The sequence below is a fragment of the Acinetobacter sp. BD54 genome, assembly GCF_044778325.1.
GTDB classification, from domain to species: Bacteria; Pseudomonadota; Gammaproteobacteria; order Pseudomonadales; family Moraxellaceae; genus Acinetobacter; species Acinetobacter baumannii.
The window spans coordinates 100,573-123,580 of sequence record NZ_JANJEP010000008.1 but is presented as its reverse complement, the minus strand read 5'-3'; the positions used below and the strand labels follow the sequence as shown (position 1 = coordinate 123,580).

Here is a 23,008-nt window from a genome sequence, read left to right as displayed (position 1 = left end):
AAATAGCTTATGTGGTTTACCCGAATTAGTGTGAAGTACCCCGTTTTTACCATCATGATGATGCTCAGTCTAATGGTACTCGGGTTAGCATCTTGGAAACGTATGACCGTTGAAGAGTTTCCAAATATTGATTTCCCATTCGTAGTTGTCACTACGCAATATGCGGGTGCTTCACCTGAAGCAGTTGAATCGGACATTACCAAAAAACTCGAAGATCAAATCAATACCATTTCGGGTATTAAACAAATTACTTCACGCTCAAGTGAAGGGCTTTCGATGGTGATTGCAGAGTTTAATCTTGATACGTCTTCGGCTATTGCAGCACAGGATGTTCGCGACAAAATTGCTCCAGTTATTGCCCAATTCCGCGATGAAATTGATACACCGATTGTACAACGCTACGATCCATCATCTAGCCCAATTATGTCAGTCGTGTTTGAATCGAACAGCATGAGCTTGGCTCAATTAAGCTCCTATGTAGACAAAAAAATTGTACCTCAGCTTAAAACTGTTTCTGGTGTGGGTAATGTCAATTTACTAGGTGATGCTAAACGTCAAATTCGGATTAAGGTTCATCCTGAACAATTACAAAGCTATGGTATTGGTATTGATCAGGTCATTAACACCCTAAAAAATGAAAATATAGAAGTACCTGCAGGAACCTTACAACAAAAGAATTCTGAACTGGTTGTTCAGATTCAATCAAAAGTCATCCATCCTCTTGGATTTGGTGATTTAGTTATTGCTAATAAAAATGGTTCCCCTATTTTTCTAAAACAAGTAGCAACCGTTGAAGATACTCAAGCAGAACTGCAATCAAGTGCTTTTTATAATGGAAGAACAGCGGTTTCTGTCGATATTTTAAAAAGTTCCGATGCCAATGTAATTCAGGTTGTTGACAAGACTTATCAAACCTTAGAGAAGCTAAAAGCTCAAATGCCTGCGGGTTTGAATTATAAAGTCGTCGCTGACAGCTCTAAAGGTATTCGTGCTTCAATTAAAGACGTTGTTCGTACCATTATTGAAGGAGCGGTCTTAGCGGTTTTAATTGTTTTACTCTTTTTGGGTTCCTTCCGATCTACTGTTATTACAGGTTTAACCTTACCGATTACCCTACTTGGCACATTAACATTCATCTGGGCATTTGGGTTTAGCATTAACATGATGACACTGTTGGCCCTGTCACTGAGTATTGGTCTATTAATTGATGATGCGATTGTGGTTCGGGAAAACATTGTCAGACATACAGAGCTCGGCAAAGACCATGTCACTGCGGCTTTAGATGGTACTAAAGAAATTGGGTTAGCAGTACTTGCAACCACACTCACCATTGTGGCGGTATTTTTACCAGTTGCCTTTATGGGAGGCTTAATTGGGCGTTTCTTCTATCAATTCGGGGTAACTGTAAGTACGGCTGTTCTTATTTCCATGTTCATCAGCTTTACACTCGACCCAATGCTTTCCGCACACTGGAAAGATCCTATAAAGAAAAAAGAAAGTCGACTGCAACGTTTCTTTAACTATATTTCTAATTTATTAGATGGTCTAACGCACATCTATGAAAAGCTTTTAAAGCTTGCCTTACGCTTTCGTTTCATCACGGTCATTATTGCAATTGTTTCATTGGTTGTGGCATTAGGCTTATCAAAAATGATCGGAACCGAATTTGTACCTACACCAGATAAAGGTGAAATTCGTATTCAGTTCGAAACCCCTGTTGATTCTTCTTTAGAATATACCCAAGCAAAATTACATCAAGTTGATCAGATTATTAGGCAATTCCCTGATGTCGTTTCTACTTATGGAGTGGTTAACAGTGAAGTCGACTCCGGTAAAAACCATGCAGGTTTAGGAGTCACCCTAAAACCAAAACAAGAACGTAGCGCAGACCTGACAACACTCAACAATGAGTTCCGTGATCGTTTACAAAGTGTAGCTGGCATCCGAGTGACTTCAGTCGCTGCTGCTCAAGACTCAGTGTCTGGTGGTCAAAAGCCAATCATGATTTCTATTAAAGGATCTGATCTAAATGAACTACAAAAAATCTCGGATCGTTTCATGGCTGAAATGGAAAAAATTGATGGTGTGGTCGATTTAGAAAGCTCTTTAAAAGAACCTAAACCGACTTTAGGTGTACATATTAACCGTGTACTAGCCAGTGATTTAGGTTTATCTGTTTCTCAAATTGCGAATGCGATTCGACCACTCATTGCAGGTGACAATGTCACAACATGGGAAGATCGTGACGGCGAAACTTATGATGTGAATATCCGTTTAAATGAAAATAAACGTGTGCTTCCCCAAGATGTACAGAACCTATATCTCAACTCGAATAAAACCAATGCAAATGGGCAAAATATTTTAGTTCCATTAAGCGCCGTAGCCACAACCCAAGAAAAACTTGGAGCTTCGCAAATTAACCGACGTGACCTTGAACGTGAAGTTTTAATTGAAGCAAACACTTCAGGACGTCCAAGTGGGGATATCGGTCAAGATATCGATAAAATGCAAAAAGCATTCAAATTGCCAGCTGGTTATACCTTTGATACTCAAGGGGCAAATGCCGATATGGCTGAATCTGCGGGTTATGCATTAACGGCAATTACCCTTTCGATTGTATTTATTTATATTGTGTTGGGTTCTCAGTTTAATAGTTTTATTCACCCTGCTGCGATTATGGCATCTTTACCATTGTCCCTGATTGGTGTCTTTCTGGCCTTATTCTTATTTAGGAGTACCCTAAATCTATTTTCAATTATTGGCATTATTATGCTGATGGGGCTGGTAACCAAAAACGCGATTTTGCTTATCGACTTTATTAAAAAAGCGATGGAAGATGGGATAAGCCGTTATGATGCTATTTTACAAGCAGGCAAAACCCGTTTACGCCCAATCTTGATGACAACAAGTGCGATGGTGATGGGTATGGTTCCATTAGCTCTAGGTTTAGGTGAAGGGGGTGAACAAAGTGCACCAATGGCTCATGCTGTAATTGGGGGTGTCATTACCTCTACCTTATTGACTCTTGTGGTTGTCCCCGTCATTTTCACTTATCTGGATGACTTGAAAAACTTTATGCTGCGTCAAACCCGACGATTCATGTCATAATGCAGCGACTATCGTATAATCCGCGTTTTTATAACGCTTAACTTTTAGGACTTTTTCCATGCGCGCAAGCCGCTTTTTATTTGCAACGTTGAGAGAAACCCCAAACGATGCTGAAGTGATTTCACATCAGCTCATGTTACGTGCGGGGATGATTCGTAAATTGGCATCTGGTTTATATACATGGCTGCCGATGGGAACACGTGTGCTTAAAAAAGTTGATGCCATTGTTCGTGAAGAAATGAACCGTTCAGGTGCTATGGAAGTGTTCATGCCCGTAACTCAACCCGCAAGCTTGTGGGAAGAATCGGGTCGTTATGAACAATATGGTCCTGAATTATTACGTTTCAAAGATCGTCACGATAACCCGTTTGTGCTTGGTCCTACACATGAAGAAGTGATTACCGATTTAGCACGTAACGAGCTAAAAAGTTATAAACAGCTTCCTGTAAATTTCTATCAAATTCAAACCAAATTCCGTGATGAGATCCGCCCACGTTTTGGTGTAATGCGTTCACGCGAGTTCATCATGAAAGATGCTTATTCTTTCCATGCAACTCAAGAATCATTACAAGAAACTTATGATGTGATGTATGACACCTATAGCCGTATTTTCACTCGTTTAGGTTTAGATTTCCGCCCAGTACAAGCAGATACAGGTTCAATTGGTGGTTCAGCTTCACATGAATTCCACGTATTAGCTGCAAGCGGTGAAGATGACATTGCATTTTCAACTGAGTCTGATTATGCAGCAAACGTTGAAATGGCTGAAGCTGTTTTAGTGGGTGAGCGTGCAGCGCCTACACAAGAATTTAAATTGGTTGACACACCAAATCAAAAAACAATTGCTGATGTTTGCCAGTTCTTAAATGCTGACCCTAAACAATCTGTAAAAGCCTTATTGGTTCAAGGCGTTGCTGATGAGAAAGGCAATGTACCTGTCGTTGCCCTATTCTTACGTGGTGACCACGAACTTAATGAAATTAAAGCCGAGAAGCATCCTTTAGTGGCCGCTCCTCTCGCGTTTGCCACAGAAGAACAACTTCAAGCATTTGGCTTAACTGCTGGCTTCACTGGTCCACAAGGTTTAGTTGAAAAAGGCATCACTGTAATTGTTGACCGTGCTGCATCTGTTCTTTCTGACTTCGTTGCTGGTGCAAATGAGGCAGACAAACATGCTGTAGGCGTAAACTGGGAACGTGATGCACAGATTACTGAAATTTTCGATTTACGTAATGTGGTTGAAGGTGACCCATCTCCAGATGGTAAAGGTACACTACAAATTAAACGCGGTATTGAAGTGGGCCATATTTTCCAACTTGGTACTAAATACTCTGAAGCTTTAGGATGTAAAGTTCTCGGTGAAGATGGCAAACCATTTACAGTAACAATGGGCTGTTATGGTATTGGTGTGACACGCGTAGTTGCAGCTGCAATTGAACAAAACTACGATGACAAAGGGATTATTTGGCCACAAGCGATTGCTCCTTTTGAAATCGCAATTGTTCCAATGAATGCACACAAATCACCACGTACTCTTGAAGCAGCAGAAGCGCTTTATGCAGAACTTCAAGCCCAAGGCTTTGACGTATTACTTGATGACCGTAACGAACGTCCGGGCGTTAAATTCTCTGACCTTGAATTAATGGGTATTCCACACCGTATTGTGATTGGTGAAAAAGGTCTTGATGCGGGTACTTTTGAATATAAAGGTCGCCGTGATGCTGAAGCGAGCAATTTAACTAAAGAAGAACTTTTAGCTAAATTAGCGCGTTAATAAATACATAAATAAAAAAAGCAGCTTTTAGAAGCTGCTTTTTTTAATTTAATTTTATGCCTGAACTGTTAAGTCTTTAATCGTTGTGGAAGATCCATTGTTTTTAACCGATTCAATGCCTTTATCTCGTGAAGCTTCACTGGCATAAAACTGGCTTGAACCAATAATTTGATGATTTGCAGCTTTTAAATTGAAGTAAGGTTTCCCATTTTTTGCAGTTAAACGATCATATCGCGCATCGTCACTACTATTTTTTTGAACTGACTCAATACCATTGACTGCTGATGCTTTCGCTTTATATAGCTCACTATTTAAAATAATTTCGCCATTACCAGCCTTAAGTACAAAGCGATATTGTCCATCATTCGCTTGTGTAATTTCGTACCATCCTGCCATATGAACCTCGTTTTTTTGTTGGTGTGGGTATGACTTTCGTTATTATTCTGGACGAAAGTTAATTCTTCTTAATGACAATATAAATGAGCTATTAAGCTTTGGATAGTCTACTTTTTATACATTATCGTAATAAAATTATAAGGATGTTGAAATGTAAAAAGGTAGAGATCACGCCTGCAATCTCTACCAAAATGTAATTAAAATTAACAAATTAAGCTTTTTTTACAAATTCAGATTTTAACTTCATCTGACCAATACCATCAATTTTACAGTCAATATTGTGACCATCACTTGAGTCTGGAACTAAACGAATACTTTTTACTTTTGTTCCGACTTTAACAACTGAAGAAGAACCTTTAATTTTTAAATCTTTAATTACAGTAACGCTATCGCCATCCGCCAAAACGTTTCCATTAGCGTCTTTAATAACTTCTTGCTCTTCAGTTACTAAAGCTTCCCCTTCTTTCCACTCGTGTGAGCATTCTGGACAAATTAATAAATCGCCGTCTTGATATGTATATTCTGATTGGCATTTTGGACAGTTTGGCAAAGACATAAAAAAAATCTCAAAAAGTATATTATGCGAGATATGACTCATTTTTTAAAGTTTTAAATAAAAGACTTTTACCAAAAAAAAATTTATATATTTAACTTTTGCTCTTTTCTAATAAGTATTCTTTTAAAATAATCGCATGGTTATGTTCCACATCTTTAGCCGAATATAAAAGTGTAACTTTATGATGTGAAACGATTTCTAATAACTCTTTAACTGCGGGGTTTGTTTCTAGTTCTTTTAAATAACGTTGTTTGAACTCATCCCAGTGTTCTGCGGACTCTGCATGAAACCACTTACGAAGTTCGGTTGAAGGAGCTATTTCTTTTAACCATAAATCTAAATGAGCATTTTCTTTGCTAATCCCTCGACTCCATAGTCGATCAACTAAAATTCGCTTTCCATCATCACCGTTTACATCGTCATAAATTCTTTTAATTTGTATATCCATATCTTCATCTCACAAGAAGGCTTAACTCATTGAGCTTCATATGATCATTTAATATTTTGTTCATTTTTGATAGTATTTAAAAATAAAAAAAATGAGTAGTTCTTCTACTCACTTTTTACTTAAGTCTCAATTAAAAAGACAATTATTGATCTGGAATGTCGGCTTCTACTAACAACTTCAATAAAGATAAAGACTCTTGCCAGCCTAAATAGCATGCTTCCACAGGAATAACTTCAGGTATTCCTTCTTGGGTAATGTGTATTTCTGTGCCTACCAATACCTTTTTTAATGTAATGGTGACCTGCATCGTGCCTGGTAAATTTGCGTCGTCAAATTGGTCGTTATAACGAATTAATTCATTGGGAACGAGCTCAACATAAATACCTCCAAATGAATGCGTTGACCCGGTTGAGAAATTGGTAAAGCTCATTTTGTATGAGCCCCCTACTTTTGCATCAAAACTATGAACCTTCGCGGTAAAACCGTGAGGTGCCATCCATTTAACTAAAGCATCTGGGTCAAGAAAAGCACGATAAACTCGTTCAGCTGGTGCCTTAAACACTCGATGTAATTTTACTGTACCTGTTGCCATTGTCTTCTCCTTATTTTAAGTCCATTTAAGTTATAAAAATTATGTTGAATAGCTTAAACCGTAGAATTTCTTTTAACGTATATTTTTGGTGTTTTTTTGACCTAAACCTATTGTTTTATACAAAAGTAAATTACGAAAACTATGGCTGATTTTTTAGTAAAAATGGAGCAAAATAGTCAGCAATCATAAAGAAACATATTGAATTTGAGATTAATCATGAGTCTGCTCGCTTTCTCCTCATATGCATTAAACGGTGTAGATGCACAAAAGTTTTTACAAGGCCAAGTGACTGTAGATACTGAACGTTTAGCTGAAAATGAAACACGCTATACAGCCATTTGTGATCTTAAAGGCCGCATCCATTTTGGCTTGTGGCTAAAAAAGAATAATGCAGAAAGTTTTGACATTATTGTCACTCAAGATCAAGCTGAAGAATTTGCGAAGCACATTAAAAAATATGGTGCTTTTTCAAAAATGACTTTAAGTGAACAAGGTACTGTGTTCCCAAAAGTTGTGAATGGCCATACTGAGTTCAGCTCTACAGAAACTGATATTTCCGAATGGCAAAAACAAGCCATCATGACAGGTCAAGCATGGATTGCTCAAGCGACTGAACATGAGTTTCAGCCACAAGAATTACGTTTACATCAACGCGAAGGCATCAATTACGATAAAGGCTGTTACTTAGGTCAAGAAATTGTGGCGCGCCTTTGGTTTAAAGCAAAACCAAAACACTGGTTGCATTTAGTTGAAGGTACAGGTGATGCACCTGCTCCAGCAACTCAACTGCACAATGACGTAGAAGTGGTTAATAGTACCCAAACTACTGAGGGTTATATTGCCTTAGTTGTTGCGAAACCTGTCGCCCTTCAAGAGTTAGGGCTTCAAGTTTTAGATTTACCAGAAGCTTTAAGTGGTGATGTTGCTAGACCACAATAATTATATTTAATAAATTAAAAGCCCGTGGATAAATCTACGGGCTTTTCTATAGATACAAAATTCTAATGAATTCATTAAATTAGGGCATCAATTTTTTAAGTTTTCTATGCCATCATAATCCATGTTGTAATCTAAGAGAAAAAATATGAAAACTAAACTTGCTACACTCATGTTGAGTTTGGCTTTTTTCGGTTCTGCTCATGCTGATGTTAAAACACTTGAACAAAATCTGAAGACAAATTATCCAGACCTCCCTGTAAAAGGTGTCTATCAGTCACCTGTCGCTGGAATTTATGAAGTCTATACAAGTGGCCGTATTGTTTATACCAATCAAGATGCAAAATACTTTTTTGTAGGCAATTTAGTTGATATCAAACAACAAAAAAATATGACAGAAGAGCGAATTGCCGAATTGGGTAAAATTGATGTTAAAAGTCTCCCATTAAATCAGGCAATTAAATACGTCAAAGGTAAAGGAGAACGTACTCTTTATATTTTCAGTGACCCTGATTGCCCTTACTGTCAGCGTCTAGAACAAAATATGGTTGGGGTGGATAACGTAACGGTATATGTATTCTTATATCCGCTGACCAGCTTACATCCAAATGCTGAAAAGGTTTCTAATCAAATCTGGTGCTCTAAAAACCCTTCAGAAGCTTGGACAAATTATATGCTTAACCGTAAATTGCCAGCAGCTGGCAAAAGCTGTACAAGTCCAATTCAGAAAAATATTGCTTTAGGCCAGAAATTAAATATAGATGGCACACCAACTCTGTTCTTACAAGATGGTCAAAGAATCTCTGGCGTACCAAGTGATGCAAAACAGATTGAAGCATTATTACAGTCAGTAAAATAATCCAATACGCCATTCTCTTAAGTAGAGTGGCGTATTATTTTTCTCCACAGTTTGCTTTATAGACATCGTTTTATATACAAATCGGCTGTTTACTTTCGGCCATCAATATTTATGATGAGAAATTGAATTGAGCTAATACATCGATGGAATGATGTAGCTACAAAGTAAAAGGTTAAAAAGAAATGAAGAAATTACTTATCGCCAGTCTAATTGCCATTTCAAGTTCATCAATATTTGCAGCAGACACTACGACATCTGCAGCTAAAAACGATGTATTTAAACAGGCTGAGCAGCTATACGCAGCAAAAAATTATCCTGCTGCTTTTCAAGAAGTCCAACGTCTTGCACAAACAGGAAATGCTCAAGCCATCTATAACTTAGGCTATATGACACAAATGGGCCAAGGCACTGCCAAAGATAATGCCAAAGCTCTGAAATATTATGAAGATGCCTCAAATAAAGGTTATGCTCAAGCGAGTTACACGCTTGCACAAATTTATGAGACTGGTGAATTAGGTGTTGCCAAAGATAGCAACAAATTCAGTCAATATATTCAAAAAGCAGCAGCTCAAGGTTCTGATGATGCAACTGTCAAAATAGCAACCATTTTATTTGCGCAGAAAAAACCTCAATCTCACCAAATTGCTTTACAAAAGCTAGCGCCTTTGATTAGAAAAGGAAACTACCCTGCTATTCAAGTCAAAGCGCTTTATGATATTAGCCAAGGGGTTGAAAATAAAAATCCTTTAATGAAACGCCAAGGCATTGAAGCTTTACAAACAATTGCCCAAAAGGGGTATGCGCCTGCATCTATGGCTTTAGCAACCATGATGGCGAATGGCAATATCATTCCTCAGAACCTGCCTCAAGCAAAACAGATCTTTACTGAGCTTGCTAAGCAAAATGTTCCTAATGCTAGAGAATCTTTAGCTTCGGTCGAAAAAATTATTGCTGAGAAGAATAAACAAGCTGCCGCCGCTCCTACGCAGCCAGCTCCTAAAAAATAGTAAAGAGACAATAGCCCCACATGGGGCTTTTCTTTTACCACCACAAAGCAATAAGTCCACTCACCCCCATAAAGCCAATAATGGTACTAATCATTAAGGGGGTTAATGCTCTTTCATTTAAACCGTAGGCTTGCCCAAAAATACCAAAAGCGATCGGCATTGGCAGCGCAGCAAGTAAAGTGCCAGCATATAACATCTCTTGGCTCACGTTTGGCAGTAAAAGGAACAGCCCAAAAATCACAACAGGCATAAGGATGACATTAAATCCAGCCAACAATATATTTTGGAAATTCACGGCGGTAATACCAATACCAACCAAGCTGCCACCAATAGCAAATAATGCTAGAGGCGAAGCTGTTCTTCCTAAAAGTTCTAAGGCTTGACCAAGTTTTGAAGGCAGATGAATATCTAACAAAATGCAGCTCATCCCAACTAAAATTGCAATAATTACAGGATTTTTAAGTAAATTAATGAATGTTTTTTTCAGTAAAGGCAAAAGCCGTTGCTGTTGATGTAAACCTGCTTCTGCTAAAATGAGCATTAAAGCAACTATTAATAAATTTTCGATAATTAAGGTTAAAGATATATAGATTGCAGCATGACTCCCCATTAGCATGGTTAGAATCGCTGTACCCATAAAACCTGTATTTGACATAGAAGCGCCCATCGATATGACTGCACTATGTGTCAGGCTATTTTTAAAATACTTGCGGTAAAGGATAAAAGCCAAAAAAAACAAGATTAAAGAGCCGCCACCATAAGCAATAAAATAAGCTGGGTGCCAAATATCTTGTAAGTTTTTATTGGCTAAAGATTGGATTAAAAAAGCAGGTAAAGAAATTTTAATAACAAATGCACTCAGAGCCTTAATTTGTTCAGGTGTTACCAGTTTAATGAGGACACTACAGTACCCCATCAATAATAAAATCAAAATTGGTAAAATTACCTGAAAAACCACAGACTACTTCCTCACTCATTTCAAAAGAAAAACGGGCAAATCTTAATTTGCCCGAATATTAAAAACTAAAAAGAATCAAAAAGCTGTTTTAAGCCATGTGGTTGGCAACGCAAATATTGAGGAGCTATTTTGACTTTTGCCCCCAATGTAGCTGCAGCATGCCATGGCCAACGTGGGTCATATAACATTGCACGCGCAAGACCAATGGCATCAGCTTGCTGGTTTTCTAAAATTTGTTCAGCATGTTGTGGGTCAGTAATAAGACCTACCGCAATCACAGGAATAGCTACATGTTTTTTAACCTGTTCCGCGAAAGGAACTTGGTAACCGGCTCCAATAGTAATATTTTGATGCTCATGTAAACCACCACTAGAAACATGAATATAGGCCGCACCTAACTGCTCTAAGGCTTTTGATAAACCAACCGTAGACTCAATATCCCACTGTTCATTACCATCCATCCAGTCTGTTGCAGATAAACGTATCCCTACCGGATAACCTTCGGGAACAGCAAGTTTAATCGCCTGAAGTACCTCTAGCGTCATACGCATACGGTTTTCTAAAGAGCCACCATATTCGTCAGTACGTTGATTTGCAATTGGCGATAAGAATTGGTGTAGCAAGTAACCATGAGCAGCATGTACCTCAATTAACTCAAAGCCCGCTTCAACTGCACGTTTGGCCGCAGCTGCAAAGTCTTGTTGAATTTGTTTAATCTCGGCAATGGTTAAAGCATGTGGCGCTGCATCATGAACCGAAAAAGTACTTGTACTTGGAGCAACTGTTTGCCAACCATGTGGCTGATCTTTTGCAATTTGGCCTTTACCCAACCAAGGCTTTTCAGTAGATGCCTTACGTCCAGCATGAGCTAACTGAATTCCAAATGGCATAGGAGAAAGTGTTTTAACTTTTCCCAATAAAGTTTTGATCTGGTCACGTTGCTGATCGTTCCAAAGGCCAAGATCTGCATAACTAATTCGACCTTCCGCCTGTACAGCTGTAGCTTCCACAATACATAGCCCAGCTCCAGACAACGCGTAATTTGCCCATTGCTGTTCATGCCAATAGGTAATTTCGCCTTCATCTGTTGCCGAATATTGGCACATTGGGGCAATTACAATTCTATTGACCAGTTGTAGTGAATCGAAATTAACCGTTTCAAATAATTTTGCCATTTTTAATTCCTAGAATTGTTTAATTACACGTAAACCTGCACTCCAGTTACGTCCATCAGCAGGTTCGAAATAGCGGCTATTACCGTCATTTACAATCACTGAACCTGCATATTTTTTATCAAAGAGGTTATCTACACGAGCAAAGCTATTGACTTTCCAATCGCCCATTACCCATGCATAACCAACATTTGCTGAGGTTACACTGTAGCTCGGTGCTGCGTCACTGTTGGTATCATTCACGTATACTTTGTCCATATACTGTACATCTACGCCACCATATAGACCGTGCGATGGCTGCCATGCCAAAGAGGCATAAGCTTGGTTTTTGGCAATACCCGGTATGGCATTTCCTGAGGAAATCTGAGCAATATTTCCTAATGCTGGAATGTCAGCATCAAAGGTTGCATCTAAATACGAGTAGCTTGCGGTCGCTATTAAGTCTCGCCATAACTTTTTATTCCATGCAAATTCTACGCCTTCACGTAAGGTTTTATCTGCATTACGGAACGTTGATCGGCCATTTGAGTTACCGGCCGAAACAATGTCATCTTTAGTTTTAGTCTGGAAAACCGCCAAAGTAAAATCACCTAATTGGTTCTGTGACTTTAAACCTGTTTCATAGGTATCGCTTGTTGAAGCTGTTAAATCAAAATTAAAACCACTTTGACCATCAGGTCGATATGCCATTTCAGTAAAAGTTGGTGTTTCAAAACCTTTGGCATAACTTACATAGGCCATAAGTTCAGGTAAAATTTGCCAACTTAAAGCGACCGACGGTAAAACTTTATCGTAATCCGTCTTACCACTATCATCACCATTACTTAAATAGTTATCTTCAGATTTGTAGTGGACATTGCTATAGCGAACACCCGTGTCTAAACGCCATGTAGGTAAGAACTGCCATGAAGCTTGTAAATATGGATCGATATTCCATAAAGTATTGTCTTCATCACGACGTAAATTACCTTTGACACCATAAGAAGGTTGACCATTTACTAAATTAAAGTTTTCAAAACCTTTACGATCTTCATCCATTGCATCAAGTGCAACACCGACACTTAGCGTGGTATTTGGAAGCAACTCTTTACCCGTCCAACGGAAATCAGCACCATAATAATTACGTTCAAAATCAATGACTCCACCGGCATGGTTTATGCTCGCATCTTGGGTGGACTTAGGAATAGATTGATATTGAGTAACTTGGCGATTGCCTAAATATGCCATGGCATAGAGTTCATTTTTGTCATTAATCGGCTTAGACCATGTCACGCCCGTTTGGGTTTGTTCAATATCTTTACGAACATTAAATTGCTTTAAAAATGGAACTTGTTGCTTTGGATTTGCATTCCACTGATCATGCGTTAGACCCTGCGGATCATCGGCGTGGATTTTTACATAGTTGGTTACCCAGTTGATTTTACTACCATCATCAAGATTCCAGCTGAGCTTTGCATTATTTAGTACTTTTTCTGCACCGCTATGTTCGCGGTAACCGTCGGTATCAAAGTATGATGAGCTAATAATATAGCTTGGTTCATTCGCACCCTTTGCTCCACCTTGCAGCACAAGTCCTGCTCGGCTTTTATCATGGCTACCACCCGAATAACTCAGCTCAATTGAGTCTTTCCCTTGCCCTTCTTTAGTAGAAGTTAAAATAGTCCCGCCTGATGAATTTCCATAAAGTGAAGAAAAAGGTCCTGTTAGAACTTCAACATGATCAAGACTGCTTAAGTCGATATTAGATGTTTGGCCCTGCCCATCTGGCATTGTTGCAGGGATACCATCCACATAAAGATGAATACCACGGACACCAAACGTAGAACGTGCACCAAAACCACGCATAGATAGCTGTAGATCTTGCGCATAATTTTCACGGTTACGAATCTGTAAACTCGGTATGCCCTTCACAACTTCAGTTAAATTTACTTGTGAAGAACTGTCCACTTGAGGTGCCTCGATTCGGAAAACCGAAGCTGGTGTTTGTAAATAACCGGTGTCAGTACGTGTCGCTTCCACATGTAAAGTTGGCAATTTGGCAACGTCTGAATTTAAGTCTTCGGCCCAAACAAGTGGGCTAGAAATACAGCCCATACTCATCAAAATACAGTAATGAAGTCGGTCTAAGCGTAATAAGGACATGCTTATTTCCTTTATTTATATTGTAGTTATGATAACAAAAAGCAGTGTCTTGTCTGGATATAGAATTCGGTCTACATTGTTGTAAATCTGGAACGCTCGTTTTGCCATATAAATTTGTTTGCCAGATGAGAATTATCGACTTAATGATGGATGATCTTTCCAGCAATACCGTTCAGGCCAGTCTTTTGCCTCCTCGGCATAATCAATTCCAATACGTGGCGTTAAAACCACTTCTGGCTGTGTAGTGGCTGCTTCAATCCATAGTCCAGATTCTTCACCCAAAGTCTGGCCTTTTAAAGTCCGATCAATGCCTAAATAACGCGTCAGTTTGCCGGGTCCAGCCAAAAGCTTATATTCTTTTTTAGTTGAAGCACTATTTAAAAATGCTGATCGAATCATCACTCCTTCAGGTACACCTTCTGTTTGAGTAATAATGTTGAGCATTTCATACATGCCATAAATTAAATAGACATAAATGGTACCACCATGGCGATACATCACCTCTGTTCGTGCGGTACGTTTATCATTGTAGCTATGGCAGGCTTTATCGCGAACGCCCAAATAAGCTTCTGTTTCACTAATTGTACAGCGGATAACTTGTCCATCAGGCTGTCGCTTACATAATACGCAGCCGATTAAATCATATGCTACTTCCGAAGTTTCTCGTTGAAACCAGCTTAATGGTAAAATATCTGACATAGTATTCTCTGAAATATTACATACCACACGTTATACTTGATTAATCCAGTATATCTGTTAATTCTGCGAGTTGGCATGCCTGAGTTACCCGAAGTCGAAACCACCAAAACCAGTTTATTTCCCTTATTGAATCAAAAAGTTCTAAGTATTGAAGTACGCAATCCTAGCTTACGCTGGCCTATACCAGATAATGTTCAGAAACTTGTTGGGCAACGTCTCATTGGGTTAAATCGACGTTCAAAATATATTTTGGCAGAGTTTGAACAAGATCAAATGCTCTGGCATTTAGGAATGTCAGGTAGTTTTCGCCTGTGTCAACCAAACGATGAATTGAGAAAACACGATCATCTCATTATTCAATTTGAAGATCAGCAGTTACGTTACCATGACCCACGTCGTTTTGGCTGTATTCTTTGGCTTAACCCTGAAACTCAAGGCAAACTCATCGATACTTTAGGGCCAGAGCCTTTAAGTACTGACTTTCATGCAGAATATTTAGCTTCTAAACTCAAGAATAAATCTGTCGGCATAAAAATTGCACTCATGGATAATCATGTAGTGGTTGGTGTTGGCAATATCTATGCAACTGAAAGCTTGTTTAATGTTGGCATTCATCCAGCACAGCCTGCTGGTGATTTAACCATGCAACAGATTGAGAAACTGGTTGTTGAGATTAAGCGAATTTTAAAGTCAGCAATTGATTTAGGCGGCTCGACTTTACGAGACTACAGCAATGCCATGGGTGAAAATGGTTATTTTCAACAGACTTTACTCGCTTATGGTCGTGCCGGTGAAATGTGTGTTAACTGTGAAACCACATTAGAAAACTTAAAACTTGGTCAGCGTGCCAGCGTATTTTGCCCACAGTGCCAACCGCTTAAAAAGCTGAGAAAGCCTTAATTTTTTGGAGGAAGACAACATGCAAACAGCAATTGTCCGACATATTTTAGTCAAAGATAAAGACTTAGCTGAACAGCTGAAAAAGAAGCTACAAAGTGGTGCTGACTTTGCCAAACTTGCCAAACAATACTCCACCTGTAATTCGGCAAAACGTGGTGGTGAACTTGGTGAAGTCAAAAAAGGGCAATTGGTGCCTGTCATTGACAAAGTAGTTTTTACGGCTGCTGAACGTGTATTACAAGGTCCAATCAAAAGCCAGTTTGGCTATCATCTCTTAGAAGTTAAATTCAGAATGACTGGCTTACGTTGATTTCAGCATTTTACTTGTAATTGTGAGAAGCTTTAGCCTGCATATTGATTTGATATGTCCAGGCTTTAACATACTCACCCGATTCTAATTTTATATCTGCTGTCACACGTTGGTATTGAAAGCCTTCAAAATCATCTAACATTTGCCAGTTTTCTGCTAACTTTTCTGTGCTAAACAAATAGCCTTCTACCCAATCTGCTTCTGGATCTAACTCTAAAGCCTTTAAACCTTTGTCTGGTCCCCAATCTAAAATATGAATCACTCCTCGTACACTCGCTTTTGTCCAGTTACCACCAATCTGCTCTAAAATATGAGCATTTGCTTTATTAGGGCATAAAGTTCCATATACAAAAAGCTGATTCATTAATTTATGTTCCTTGTTCTATCTGCTTAGCTAAACTTAACTGTGATTTAGCAAGTTTATCAATATCTCTAGTCCAGTATAAAATGCTATGTAATAAAAAACGGTACTCTAGGTACCGTTTTTTATACTCAAATTCTTTTTATTAAGCTTGTTTTTTCAATTCATCACGAATTTCACGTAATAATTGGATATCTTCTGGAGTTGCAGCTGGAGCTTCTGGCTCATTCTTATCACGGCGAAGTTTGTTTAATAATTTCACCATTAAGAACACAACCCAAGCCAAAATCAGGAAGTTAATTAAAATGGTCAGGAAGTTACCATAAGTTAATACATTGATACCTGCTTTTTGTAAGGCATCTAGAGATTGTAAGTTATTAGGGTTTGCACCTAACACGATAAATTTCTGTGAGAAATCAACACCACCACCAGTAATTACAGTGATAAGCGGCATGATGATATCTTTTACTAACGAGTCTACGATTTTGCCAAAAGCACCACCAATAATTACACCAATGGCTAAATCCATCATATTGCCTTTAATGGCAAATTCTTTAAATTCTTGAATAATACTCATCTAAACATCTCCAGATGTAGGGGGGAGGAACACATCATATTTTTCTTTTTTCACTGGCCTCTTATCCGTCTAGATAGTACTCGCCATGATATTGATAATTTAATATTTTTTTCAAAAAAAGAAAGCTATTTCACACTTTAACAACATATTTGCTTACAAGAAAAATATGACTTTAAGTTTACTTTCAGCTTTACCAGTAAGCAATAAAAAAACCGCTAAACGAATTTAGCGGTTTTTCTTTTTCATTTAAGAAAATTATTTATCACGGTTACGTTTACGTTCGTTTTCAGTCAAGTAACGCTTACGGATACGAATTGATTTTGGAGTAACTTCTACTAACTCGTCATCTTCAATAAATTCAAGAGCTTGTTCAAGCGTGAATTCAATTGCAGGTGTTAAAGTTAAAGCATCATCAGTACCAGACGCACGAACGTTAGTTAACTGTTTCGCTTTAGTTGGGTTTACAACCATATCGTCTGAACGAGAGTTAATACCTACGATCATACCTTCGTAAACTTCTAACTGTGGCTTAGCGAATAAACGACCGCGGTCTTGTAAGCTGAATAATGCATAGCCCAAGCATGTACCTTGAACCATAGAAATCAACACACCGTTTTGACGCTTCGCAACAGTACCTTGTTTAAGAGGACCATAGTGAGAGAAGCTTGAAGTCATAATACCAGTACCAGAGGTCATGGTTAAGAATTCAGAACGGAAACCAATTAAACCACGTGAAGGAACAGTTGCTTCAATACGGATACGGCCCTTACCGTCAACTTCCATATTGGTCATTTCGCCTTTACGGTGACCCATTTGTTCCATTACAGCGCCTTGGTGCTGCTCTTCAACGTCAAACGTTACGTTTTCGTAAGGTTCTTGTTTTTCACCATCAATTTCTTTAATGATTACTTGCGGACGTGATACACCTAATTCGAAGCCTTCACGACGCATGTTTTCAATTAAAACTGAAAGGTGAAGTTCACCACGACCAGATACTTTGAAACGGTCTGGACTGTCAGTATCTTCAACACGTAAAGCTACGTTGTGAATTAATTCGCGATCAAGACGCTCACGAATATTACGTGAAGTTACGAATTTACCTTCTTTACCAGCAAACGGAGAGTTGTTTACTTGGAAAGTCATAGACACTGTAGGTTCATCTACAGATAAAGGCGGTAATGCTTCAACGTTTTTCGGATCACAAATCGTGTCAGAAATGTTAAGTGCATCAATACCAGTAATACATACGATATCGCCTGCAGATGCAGAATCAACATCAATACGCTCTAAACCATGGTAACCCATGATTTTTAAGATACGACCGTTACGTGTATTGCCTTCTTTGTCAATTACAGTAACAGGAGTATTTAGTTTTACAGAACCACGTTGAATACGACCAACACCGATAACACCTACGAAGCTGTTATAGTCAAGTGATGAAATCTGCATTTGGAATGGACCATCAACATCAACAGCTGGTGGCTCAACGATGTCTACAATCGTTTCGAACAACGGAGTCATGTCTTCTGCAAGCTCTTCAGGAGCAGGACCCGCTACACCACGTAAACCTGATGCATAAACGATTGGGAAATCAAGTTGCTCATCAGTTGCGCCAAGGTTATCAAACAAATCAAATACTTGATCGATTACCCAGTCTGGACGCGCACTTGGCTTGTCAACTTTGTTGATAATCACGATTGGTTTTAAACCACGGGCAAAGGCTTTTTGAGTCACAAAGCGAGTTTGTGGCATTGGGCCTTCTTGTGAGTCAACAAGAAGTAGTACGCAGTCAACCATCGACATTACACGTTCTACTTCACCACCGAAGTCGGCGTGTCCCGGGGTATCCACGATGTTGATACGGTAAGTTGTATCTGTACGTTTGTCTAACCAAGTAATAGCGGTGTTTTTCGCTAAGATGGTAATACCACGTTCACTTTCAAGCGCATTCGAGTCCATGACACGCTCAATCTCGCCTGCTCGGTCACCGAGAGCACCTGATTGCTGAAGTAGTTTATCGACAAGTGTGGTTTTCCCGTGGTCGACGTGCGCAATAATTGCGATATTACGGAGATTTTTGATATCTGACATGAAAATTCGAAACGCCTAAAATTTGAGGGCAAATTATACAGAAAAACACTACTCTTGAGTAGTGACAGTTTATTGACATTGACAAAAAAATTTTCCAATAGTCTGTATTTCGTTTTGTAAAGATAGGTATCTCGATTAGAATAGCGCCAATTTGCGAAATTGCGGCGTATTTACTCCCATGTCCAATCAACCATCACAAGACCGTCTTGACCTCGTTTATGGGCTAGATGACCGACCAAAACCGTTCGTGGCTTTTTTGGCAGCCTTTCAACATTTGCTTGCAATTATTGTCCCGATTGTTACTCCCGGGCTTCTAATTTGCTTAGCATTAGGCGTTCCACGAAATGAAACCAATATGATTTTATCAATGTCTTTGGTCATTTCAGGAATCGCGACTTTCTTACAATGTAAAAAAGTTGGTCCGTTTGGTGCAGGCTTACTTATTGTTCAAGGTACAAGTTTTAACTTTATTGGCCCGATTATCGGTATTGGCAGTGCAATGGTTGCTGTAGGTACACCAGTCAATCAAGTTATGGCTGCTATTTTTGGTGTTGTGATTGCAGGTTCATTTATTGAAATGGGCGTATCACAAATTCTCCCATGGGTAAAAAAGCTAATTACTCCCCTTGTGACAGGTATTGTGGTACTCCTGATTGGCCTAACGCTCATTAAAGAAGGTTTGATTAGTATGGGCGGTGGTTATCAAGCCATGCAGGACCATACTTTTGCCAGTGCTGATAACCTTATAATGTCGTGTACGGTTCTTGCTATTATTATTGTCCTAAACCGTATTCGTATTGTCTGGATTAAAAGTTCAGCTATTTTAATTGCTTTAGTGATTGGCTACATTCTTGCCGGCTTTATGGGATATCTAGACTTCTCTGGTCTAAAAGATGCGCCCGTGATTCAAATTCCGACACCGATGCATTTTGGCTTAAGCTTCTCATGGGGCTTATTTATTCCAATGGCATTTATTTATTTGGTTACGTCTTTAGAAGCAATTGGTGACGTAACGGCAACCAGTAAACTATCAAACCAACCTGTAGATGGTCCTCAGTGGATGCAACGTATTAAGGGTGGTGTGTTAGTAAATGGTGCAAATTCACTACTTGCTGGCCTATTCAATACTTTCCCAAGCTCCGTGTTTGCCCAAAATAATGGTGTTATCCAATTAACTGGCGTAGCAAGTCGTTATGTAGGAATCTGGATTGCTGCTTTACTCATTTTATTAGGTCTATTCCCTGCTGTAGCTGGTGTAATACAAGCTGTTCCACAAGCCGTATTAGGTGGAGCAGTCATGGTAATGTTCGGCGCCGTTGCTGCCTCAGGTATTAATATACTTTCATCAATTCATTTAGATCGCCGTGCCCTTTTAATTATTGCGATTTCACTTGCATTAGGTTTGGGTGTTGCTCAGGTGCCACAAATTTTGGAGCATCTGCCAGAATTATTTAAAAATATTTTTAGTTCCGGCGTAGCAACAGGCGGTATTGCAGCATTAATTTTAAATGTTGTACTCCCAGAAACACATAAATAACCAATTTTAATTTTGATTACTGCCCAGTTTTCACTGGGCATTCTTCTTCATGAGAGATGTACATGAACCCTAGAAGTGAAGTGATATTAAGACAACAAGATTATTTAAAAGGTAGGGTCTTGTTAATTAATGCACCGAATGACGCCCTAGTCAGTCAATTACCCACTGAGATTGATGCATCAGTCTGGACATGGAATTATGCTGACTATCAGGGTTTTGTGAATACAGGCACACCAGCTCATTTCTCGGTTGAGTTTCCATCACAAGAGTTTGATCAGGCTATAATTTTTGTTCCAAAATCAAAAGAGCTTTTAAACTATATATTGCATGTAGTGATGAGCCATCTGAAAACTGACCAATCAGTTTTTTTAGTAGGTGAAAAAAAAGGTGGTGTTGAGAGAGCTGCCAAACAACTACAAAACTTTGGCACAATACTTAAACTTGATAGTGCCCGACATTGTCAGTTATGGCATTTAAAAATTGAGAAAATTGAAAAGATCAAACCTCTTGAAAGCTGGTTAAAAACCTATACTGTTCAAGTAAATGGGCAAGAACTTACCATTTGTGCCCTACCCGGCGTTTTCAGCCAAACTCATTTAGATGTCGGAACTGCTGTTTTACTCCCTTATCTAAATCAGGTGAAATCAGGTAGAATTGCCGACTTCGGGTGTGGAGCTGGAATTATCAGTTGCTATTTGGCAAAAGCAAATTCAAGTAATATTATCCATGCCCTAGATATTGATGCCTTCGCTTTACAGTCAACGGAAATGACTTTTAGTCGAAATGGAATAGGTTCAGACCAGTTGAGATTGCAGCCTGTTACAGGAATTGCAGACGCCCCAACAGAACTTGATGCCATTGTCAGTAATCCTCCCTTCCATCAGGGTATTCATACCAACTATGATGCAAGTGAAGGACTCTGCCAGAACGCTAAAAAACATTTAAAGGCATCAGGTGAGCTATGGATTGTAGCGAACCGTTTTTTAAACTATCCGATCTTAATTGAGAAGCACTTTGGTCAGTGTGAGATTAAAACTGATCTTCAAGGCTTTAAGGTGTTATATGCCTGTGCATAACAAACTATGTAAGGAATCTCCATGAGCGAAACACATGCTCCTGAAAAACTCCAGCGTAAGCTTGGGGCTCGTCATCTGAATATGATCGCCATTGGTGGTTCCATTGGTACAGGTCTTTTCCTTGCTTCTGGGTCAACCATTGCAAATGCAGGTCCAGGTGGGGCGTTACTCGCCTACTCCCTCATTGGTATTATGATTTACTTCTTAATGACCAGTTTAGGTGAACTTGCGACACACACACCAACATCCGGTGCTTTCTTTACCTATGGAAGTCGCTATGTCGAAGAGGGTTTTGGTTTCGCTCTAGGCTGGAACTACTGGTACAACTGGGCAATTACGGTTGCGTTTGAACTCGTTGCCGTACAGTTTATTATGAAATTCTGGTTCCCAGATGTTCCCGGATTCTATTGGAGCGCCCTCTTTCTCGTCATTATCTTTATGATTAATGCGATGACCGTAAAAGGATTTGGTGAAAGTGAATTCTGGTTCTCCACGGTTAAAGTAATTGCCATTGTTGCCTTTATTATTATTGGTATCGCCATGATTATTAAGATTATGTTGACACCAGGAGTAGCAACTTTTGGCAACTGGACTTATAAAGAGGCACCATTCGTAGGTGGTTTACAAGCCATGATTGGGGTAGCCATGATTGCTGGGTTCTCATTTCAGGGAACCGAGATGGTAGGTGTTGCAGCGGGTGAATCAAAAGATCCGAAGAAGACGATTCCGCTTGCAATTAAACAGATTTTCTGGCGAATTTTATTATTCTATATCTTGTGTATTTTCATTATCGGCACCCTTATTGCCTATGATGATCCAAACTTATTACAAGCAGCAGCAACAGAAAATATTGCTCTTTCTCCTTTCACCTTACTTTATGAAAAAGTAGGTTTTGCTTTTGCTGCAAGCTTAATGAATGCAGTTATTTTGACTGCTATTTTGTCGGCAGGTAACTCGGGCATGTACTCTTCTACCCGTATGTTATTTGATATGGCGCAACAAGGCCGTGCACCAAAATGGTTTGCAAAACTCGATAATCGTGGTGTTCCAATGAATGCGTTATATGCAACCACATTCATTGCTGCATTCTGCTTCTTAACGACTTTTATCGGTGAAAAGCAAGTCTTTAACTGGCTCCTCAATATGTCAGGAATGTGTGGTTTCATTGTCTGGTTAGGTATTGCAATTTCGCATTATCGTTTCCGTAAAGGTTATATTGCTCAAGGTTATAAATTAGAAGATCTTGCATACCGCGCTAAGTTTTTCCCATTCGCACCTTGGTTTGCCTTTATCCTCTGTTCTGTCATTATTTTAGGACAAAACTACCAAGCGGTTTTAGGCGGTAAAATTGACTGGATTGGCTTACTTTCTACTTATATCAGCTTGCCTTTATTCTTAGTAATCTGGCTTGGATATAAATGGAAAAATAAAACTAAATTAATTCCTTACGATCAAATGGATGTAAAACCAGAGCAAGATTAATACTGAGTTCAAGTAATTAATCAGCGC

The 23,008-nt window shown here is 39.0% G+C and carries 21 protein-coding genes; 10 read left to right on the top strand and 11 right to left on the bottom strand.

The window, feature by feature from the left end; genetic code table 11:
- Positions 1-9 precede the first annotated feature (9 nt).
- Together NQ782_RS14080 and NQ782_RS14075 are read left to right on the top strand one after the other, a co-directional pair.
- Positions 10-3,108 (top strand): efflux RND transporter permease subunit, encoded by a 3,099-nt coding sequence (locus NQ782_RS14080; RefSeq protein WP_025465888.1) that lies wholly within the window; start codon positions 10-12, stop codon positions 3,106-3,108.
- Between the two features lie 58 nt (positions 3,109-3,166).
- Positions 3,167-4,882 carry a proline--tRNA ligase gene (locus NQ782_RS14075; protein WP_057093820.1) on the top strand — a complete coding sequence of 572 codons (1,716 nt, stop codon included), beginning with the start codon at positions 3,167-3,169 and terminating at the stop codon, positions 4,880-4,882.
- Positions 4,883-4,936: 54 nt separating this feature from the next.
- Here NQ782_RS14075 and NQ782_RS14070 read toward each other — a convergent pair whose 3' ends face one another.
- From NQ782_RS14070 to NQ782_RS14055, 4 genes are all read right to left on the bottom strand, one after another.
- Positions 4,937-5,278: a YegP family protein gene (locus NQ782_RS14070; protein ID WP_000929502.1), complete on the bottom strand. Its 342-nt coding sequence runs from the start codon at positions 5,276-5,278 to the stop codon at positions 4,937-4,939.
- Positions 5,279-5,489: 211 nt separating this feature from the next.
- Entirely contained in the window at positions 5,490-5,834 is a 345-nt protein-coding gene (locus NQ782_RS14065; protein WP_032027835.1) for a zinc ribbon domain-containing protein YjdM, read from the bottom strand.
- Positions 5,835-5,925: 91 nt separating this feature from the next.
- A complete protein-coding gene (locus NQ782_RS14060; protein WP_000354380.1) occupies positions 5,926-6,282 on the bottom strand; it encodes a DUF488 domain-containing protein in 357 nt (118 codons plus the stop codon).
- A gap of 142 nt (positions 6,283-6,424) precedes the next feature.
- Complete coding sequence (locus NQ782_RS14055) at positions 6,425-6,874, bottom strand: SRPBCC family protein (RefSeq protein WP_057094498.1); 450 nt, start codon at positions 6,872-6,874, stop codon at positions 6,425-6,427.
- A 216-nt stretch (positions 6,875-7,090) separates the two neighbouring features.
- Here NQ782_RS14055 and NQ782_RS14050 point away from each other — a divergent pair, with 216 nt between their 5' ends.
- The 3 genes from NQ782_RS14050 to NQ782_RS14040 all read left to right on the top strand — a co-directional run bounded on the left by NQ782_RS14050 (position 7,091) and on the right by NQ782_RS14040 (position 9,676).
- On the top strand, positions 7,091-7,813 hold the full coding sequence (locus NQ782_RS14050) for a folate-binding protein YgfZ (protein WP_057094500.1): 723 nt from the start codon (positions 7,091-7,093) through the stop codon (positions 7,811-7,813).
- A 145-nt stretch (positions 7,814-7,958) separates the two neighbouring features.
- A complete protein-coding gene (locus NQ782_RS14045) occupies positions 7,959-8,669 on the top strand; it encodes a DsbC family protein (RefSeq protein ID WP_000850476.1) in 711 nt (236 codons plus the stop codon).
- Between the two features lie 182 nt (positions 8,670-8,851).
- Positions 8,852-9,676 carry a tetratricopeptide repeat protein gene (locus tag NQ782_RS14040; protein WP_000734697.1) on the top strand — a complete coding sequence of 275 codons (825 nt, stop codon included), beginning with the start codon at positions 8,852-8,854 and terminating at the stop codon, positions 9,674-9,676.
- 34 nt (positions 9,677-9,710) lie between these two features.
- On the opposite strand, the gene NQ782_RS14035 is transcribed toward NQ782_RS14040, so the two are convergent.
- From NQ782_RS14035 to NQ782_RS14020, 4 genes are all read right to left on the bottom strand, one after another.
- Complete coding sequence (locus tag NQ782_RS14035) at positions 9,711-10,634, bottom strand: AEC family transporter (RefSeq protein ID WP_267581222.1); 924 nt, start codon at positions 10,632-10,634, stop codon at positions 9,711-9,713.
- Between the two features lie 65 nt (positions 10,635-10,699).
- A complete protein-coding gene (locus tag NQ782_RS14030; RefSeq protein WP_032046946.1) occupies positions 10,700-11,809 on the bottom strand; it encodes an NADH:flavin oxidoreductase/NADH oxidase in 1,110 nt (369 codons plus the stop codon).
- A 9-nt stretch (positions 11,810-11,818) separates the two neighbouring features.
- The gene (locus tag NQ782_RS14025) at positions 11,819-13,948 is read right to left on the bottom strand and encodes a TonB-dependent receptor (RefSeq protein ID WP_057094502.1); all 2,130 of its coding nucleotides are present in this window, start codon (positions 13,946-13,948) and stop codon (positions 11,819-11,821) included.
- 132 nt (positions 13,949-14,080) lie between these two features.
- A complete protein-coding gene (locus NQ782_RS14020) occupies positions 14,081-14,647 on the bottom strand; it encodes a DNA-3-methyladenine glycosylase (protein ID WP_001280163.1) in 567 nt (188 codons plus the stop codon).
- Between the two features lie 75 nt (positions 14,648-14,722).
- On the opposite strand from NQ782_RS14020, the gene mutM reads away from it, so the two are divergent.
- A complete protein-coding gene (mutM, locus tag NQ782_RS14015; protein WP_057094505.1) occupies positions 14,723-15,547 on the top strand; it encodes a bifunctional DNA-formamidopyrimidine glycosylase/DNA-(apurinic or apyrimidinic site) lyase in 825 nt (274 codons plus the stop codon).
- 19 nt (positions 15,548-15,566) lie between these two features.
- Entirely contained in the window at positions 15,567-15,857 is a 291-nt protein-coding gene (locus NQ782_RS14010; RefSeq protein WP_001192454.1) for a peptidylprolyl isomerase, read from the top strand.
- A 10-nt stretch (positions 15,858-15,867) separates the two neighbouring features.
- On the opposite strand, the gene NQ782_RS14005 is transcribed toward NQ782_RS14010, so the two are convergent.
- The 3 genes from NQ782_RS14005 to typA form a co-directional block, all read right to left on the bottom strand.
- Positions 15,868-16,221 (bottom strand): gamma-glutamylcyclotransferase family protein, encoded by a 354-nt coding sequence (locus tag NQ782_RS14005; protein ID WP_001072494.1) that lies wholly within the window; start codon positions 16,219-16,221, stop codon positions 15,868-15,870.
- Between the two features lie 142 nt (positions 16,222-16,363).
- A complete protein-coding gene (gene mscL, locus NQ782_RS14000) occupies positions 16,364-16,795 on the bottom strand; it encodes a large conductance mechanosensitive channel protein MscL (protein ID WP_000022555.1) in 432 nt (143 codons plus the stop codon).
- A 255-nt stretch (positions 16,796-17,050) separates the two neighbouring features.
- Positions 17,051-18,886: a translational GTPase TypA gene (typA, locus tag NQ782_RS13995; protein ID WP_001280092.1), complete on the bottom strand. Its 1,836-nt coding sequence runs from the start codon at positions 18,884-18,886 to the stop codon at positions 17,051-17,053.
- 178 nt (positions 18,887-19,064) lie between these two features.
- Between typA and NQ782_RS13990 the strand changes: the two genes are divergently transcribed.
- From NQ782_RS13990 to NQ782_RS13980, 3 genes are all read left to right on the top strand, one after another.
- Positions 19,065-20,423, top strand: coding sequence for a uracil-xanthine permease family protein (locus NQ782_RS13990; RefSeq protein ID WP_057094507.1), 1,359 nt, complete (start codon positions 19,065-19,067; stop codon positions 20,421-20,423).
- Between the two features lie 62 nt (positions 20,424-20,485).
- The gene (locus NQ782_RS13985) at positions 20,486-21,499 is read left to right on the top strand and encodes a methyltransferase (RefSeq protein WP_057094509.1); all 1,014 of its coding nucleotides are present in this window, start codon (positions 20,486-20,488) and stop codon (positions 21,497-21,499) included.
- A gap of 21 nt (positions 21,500-21,520) precedes the next feature.
- Positions 21,521-22,981 (top strand): amino acid permease, encoded by a 1,461-nt coding sequence (locus NQ782_RS13980; RefSeq protein WP_057094511.1) that lies wholly within the window; start codon positions 21,521-21,523, stop codon positions 22,979-22,981.
- Positions 22,982-23,008: the final 27 nt, after the last annotated feature.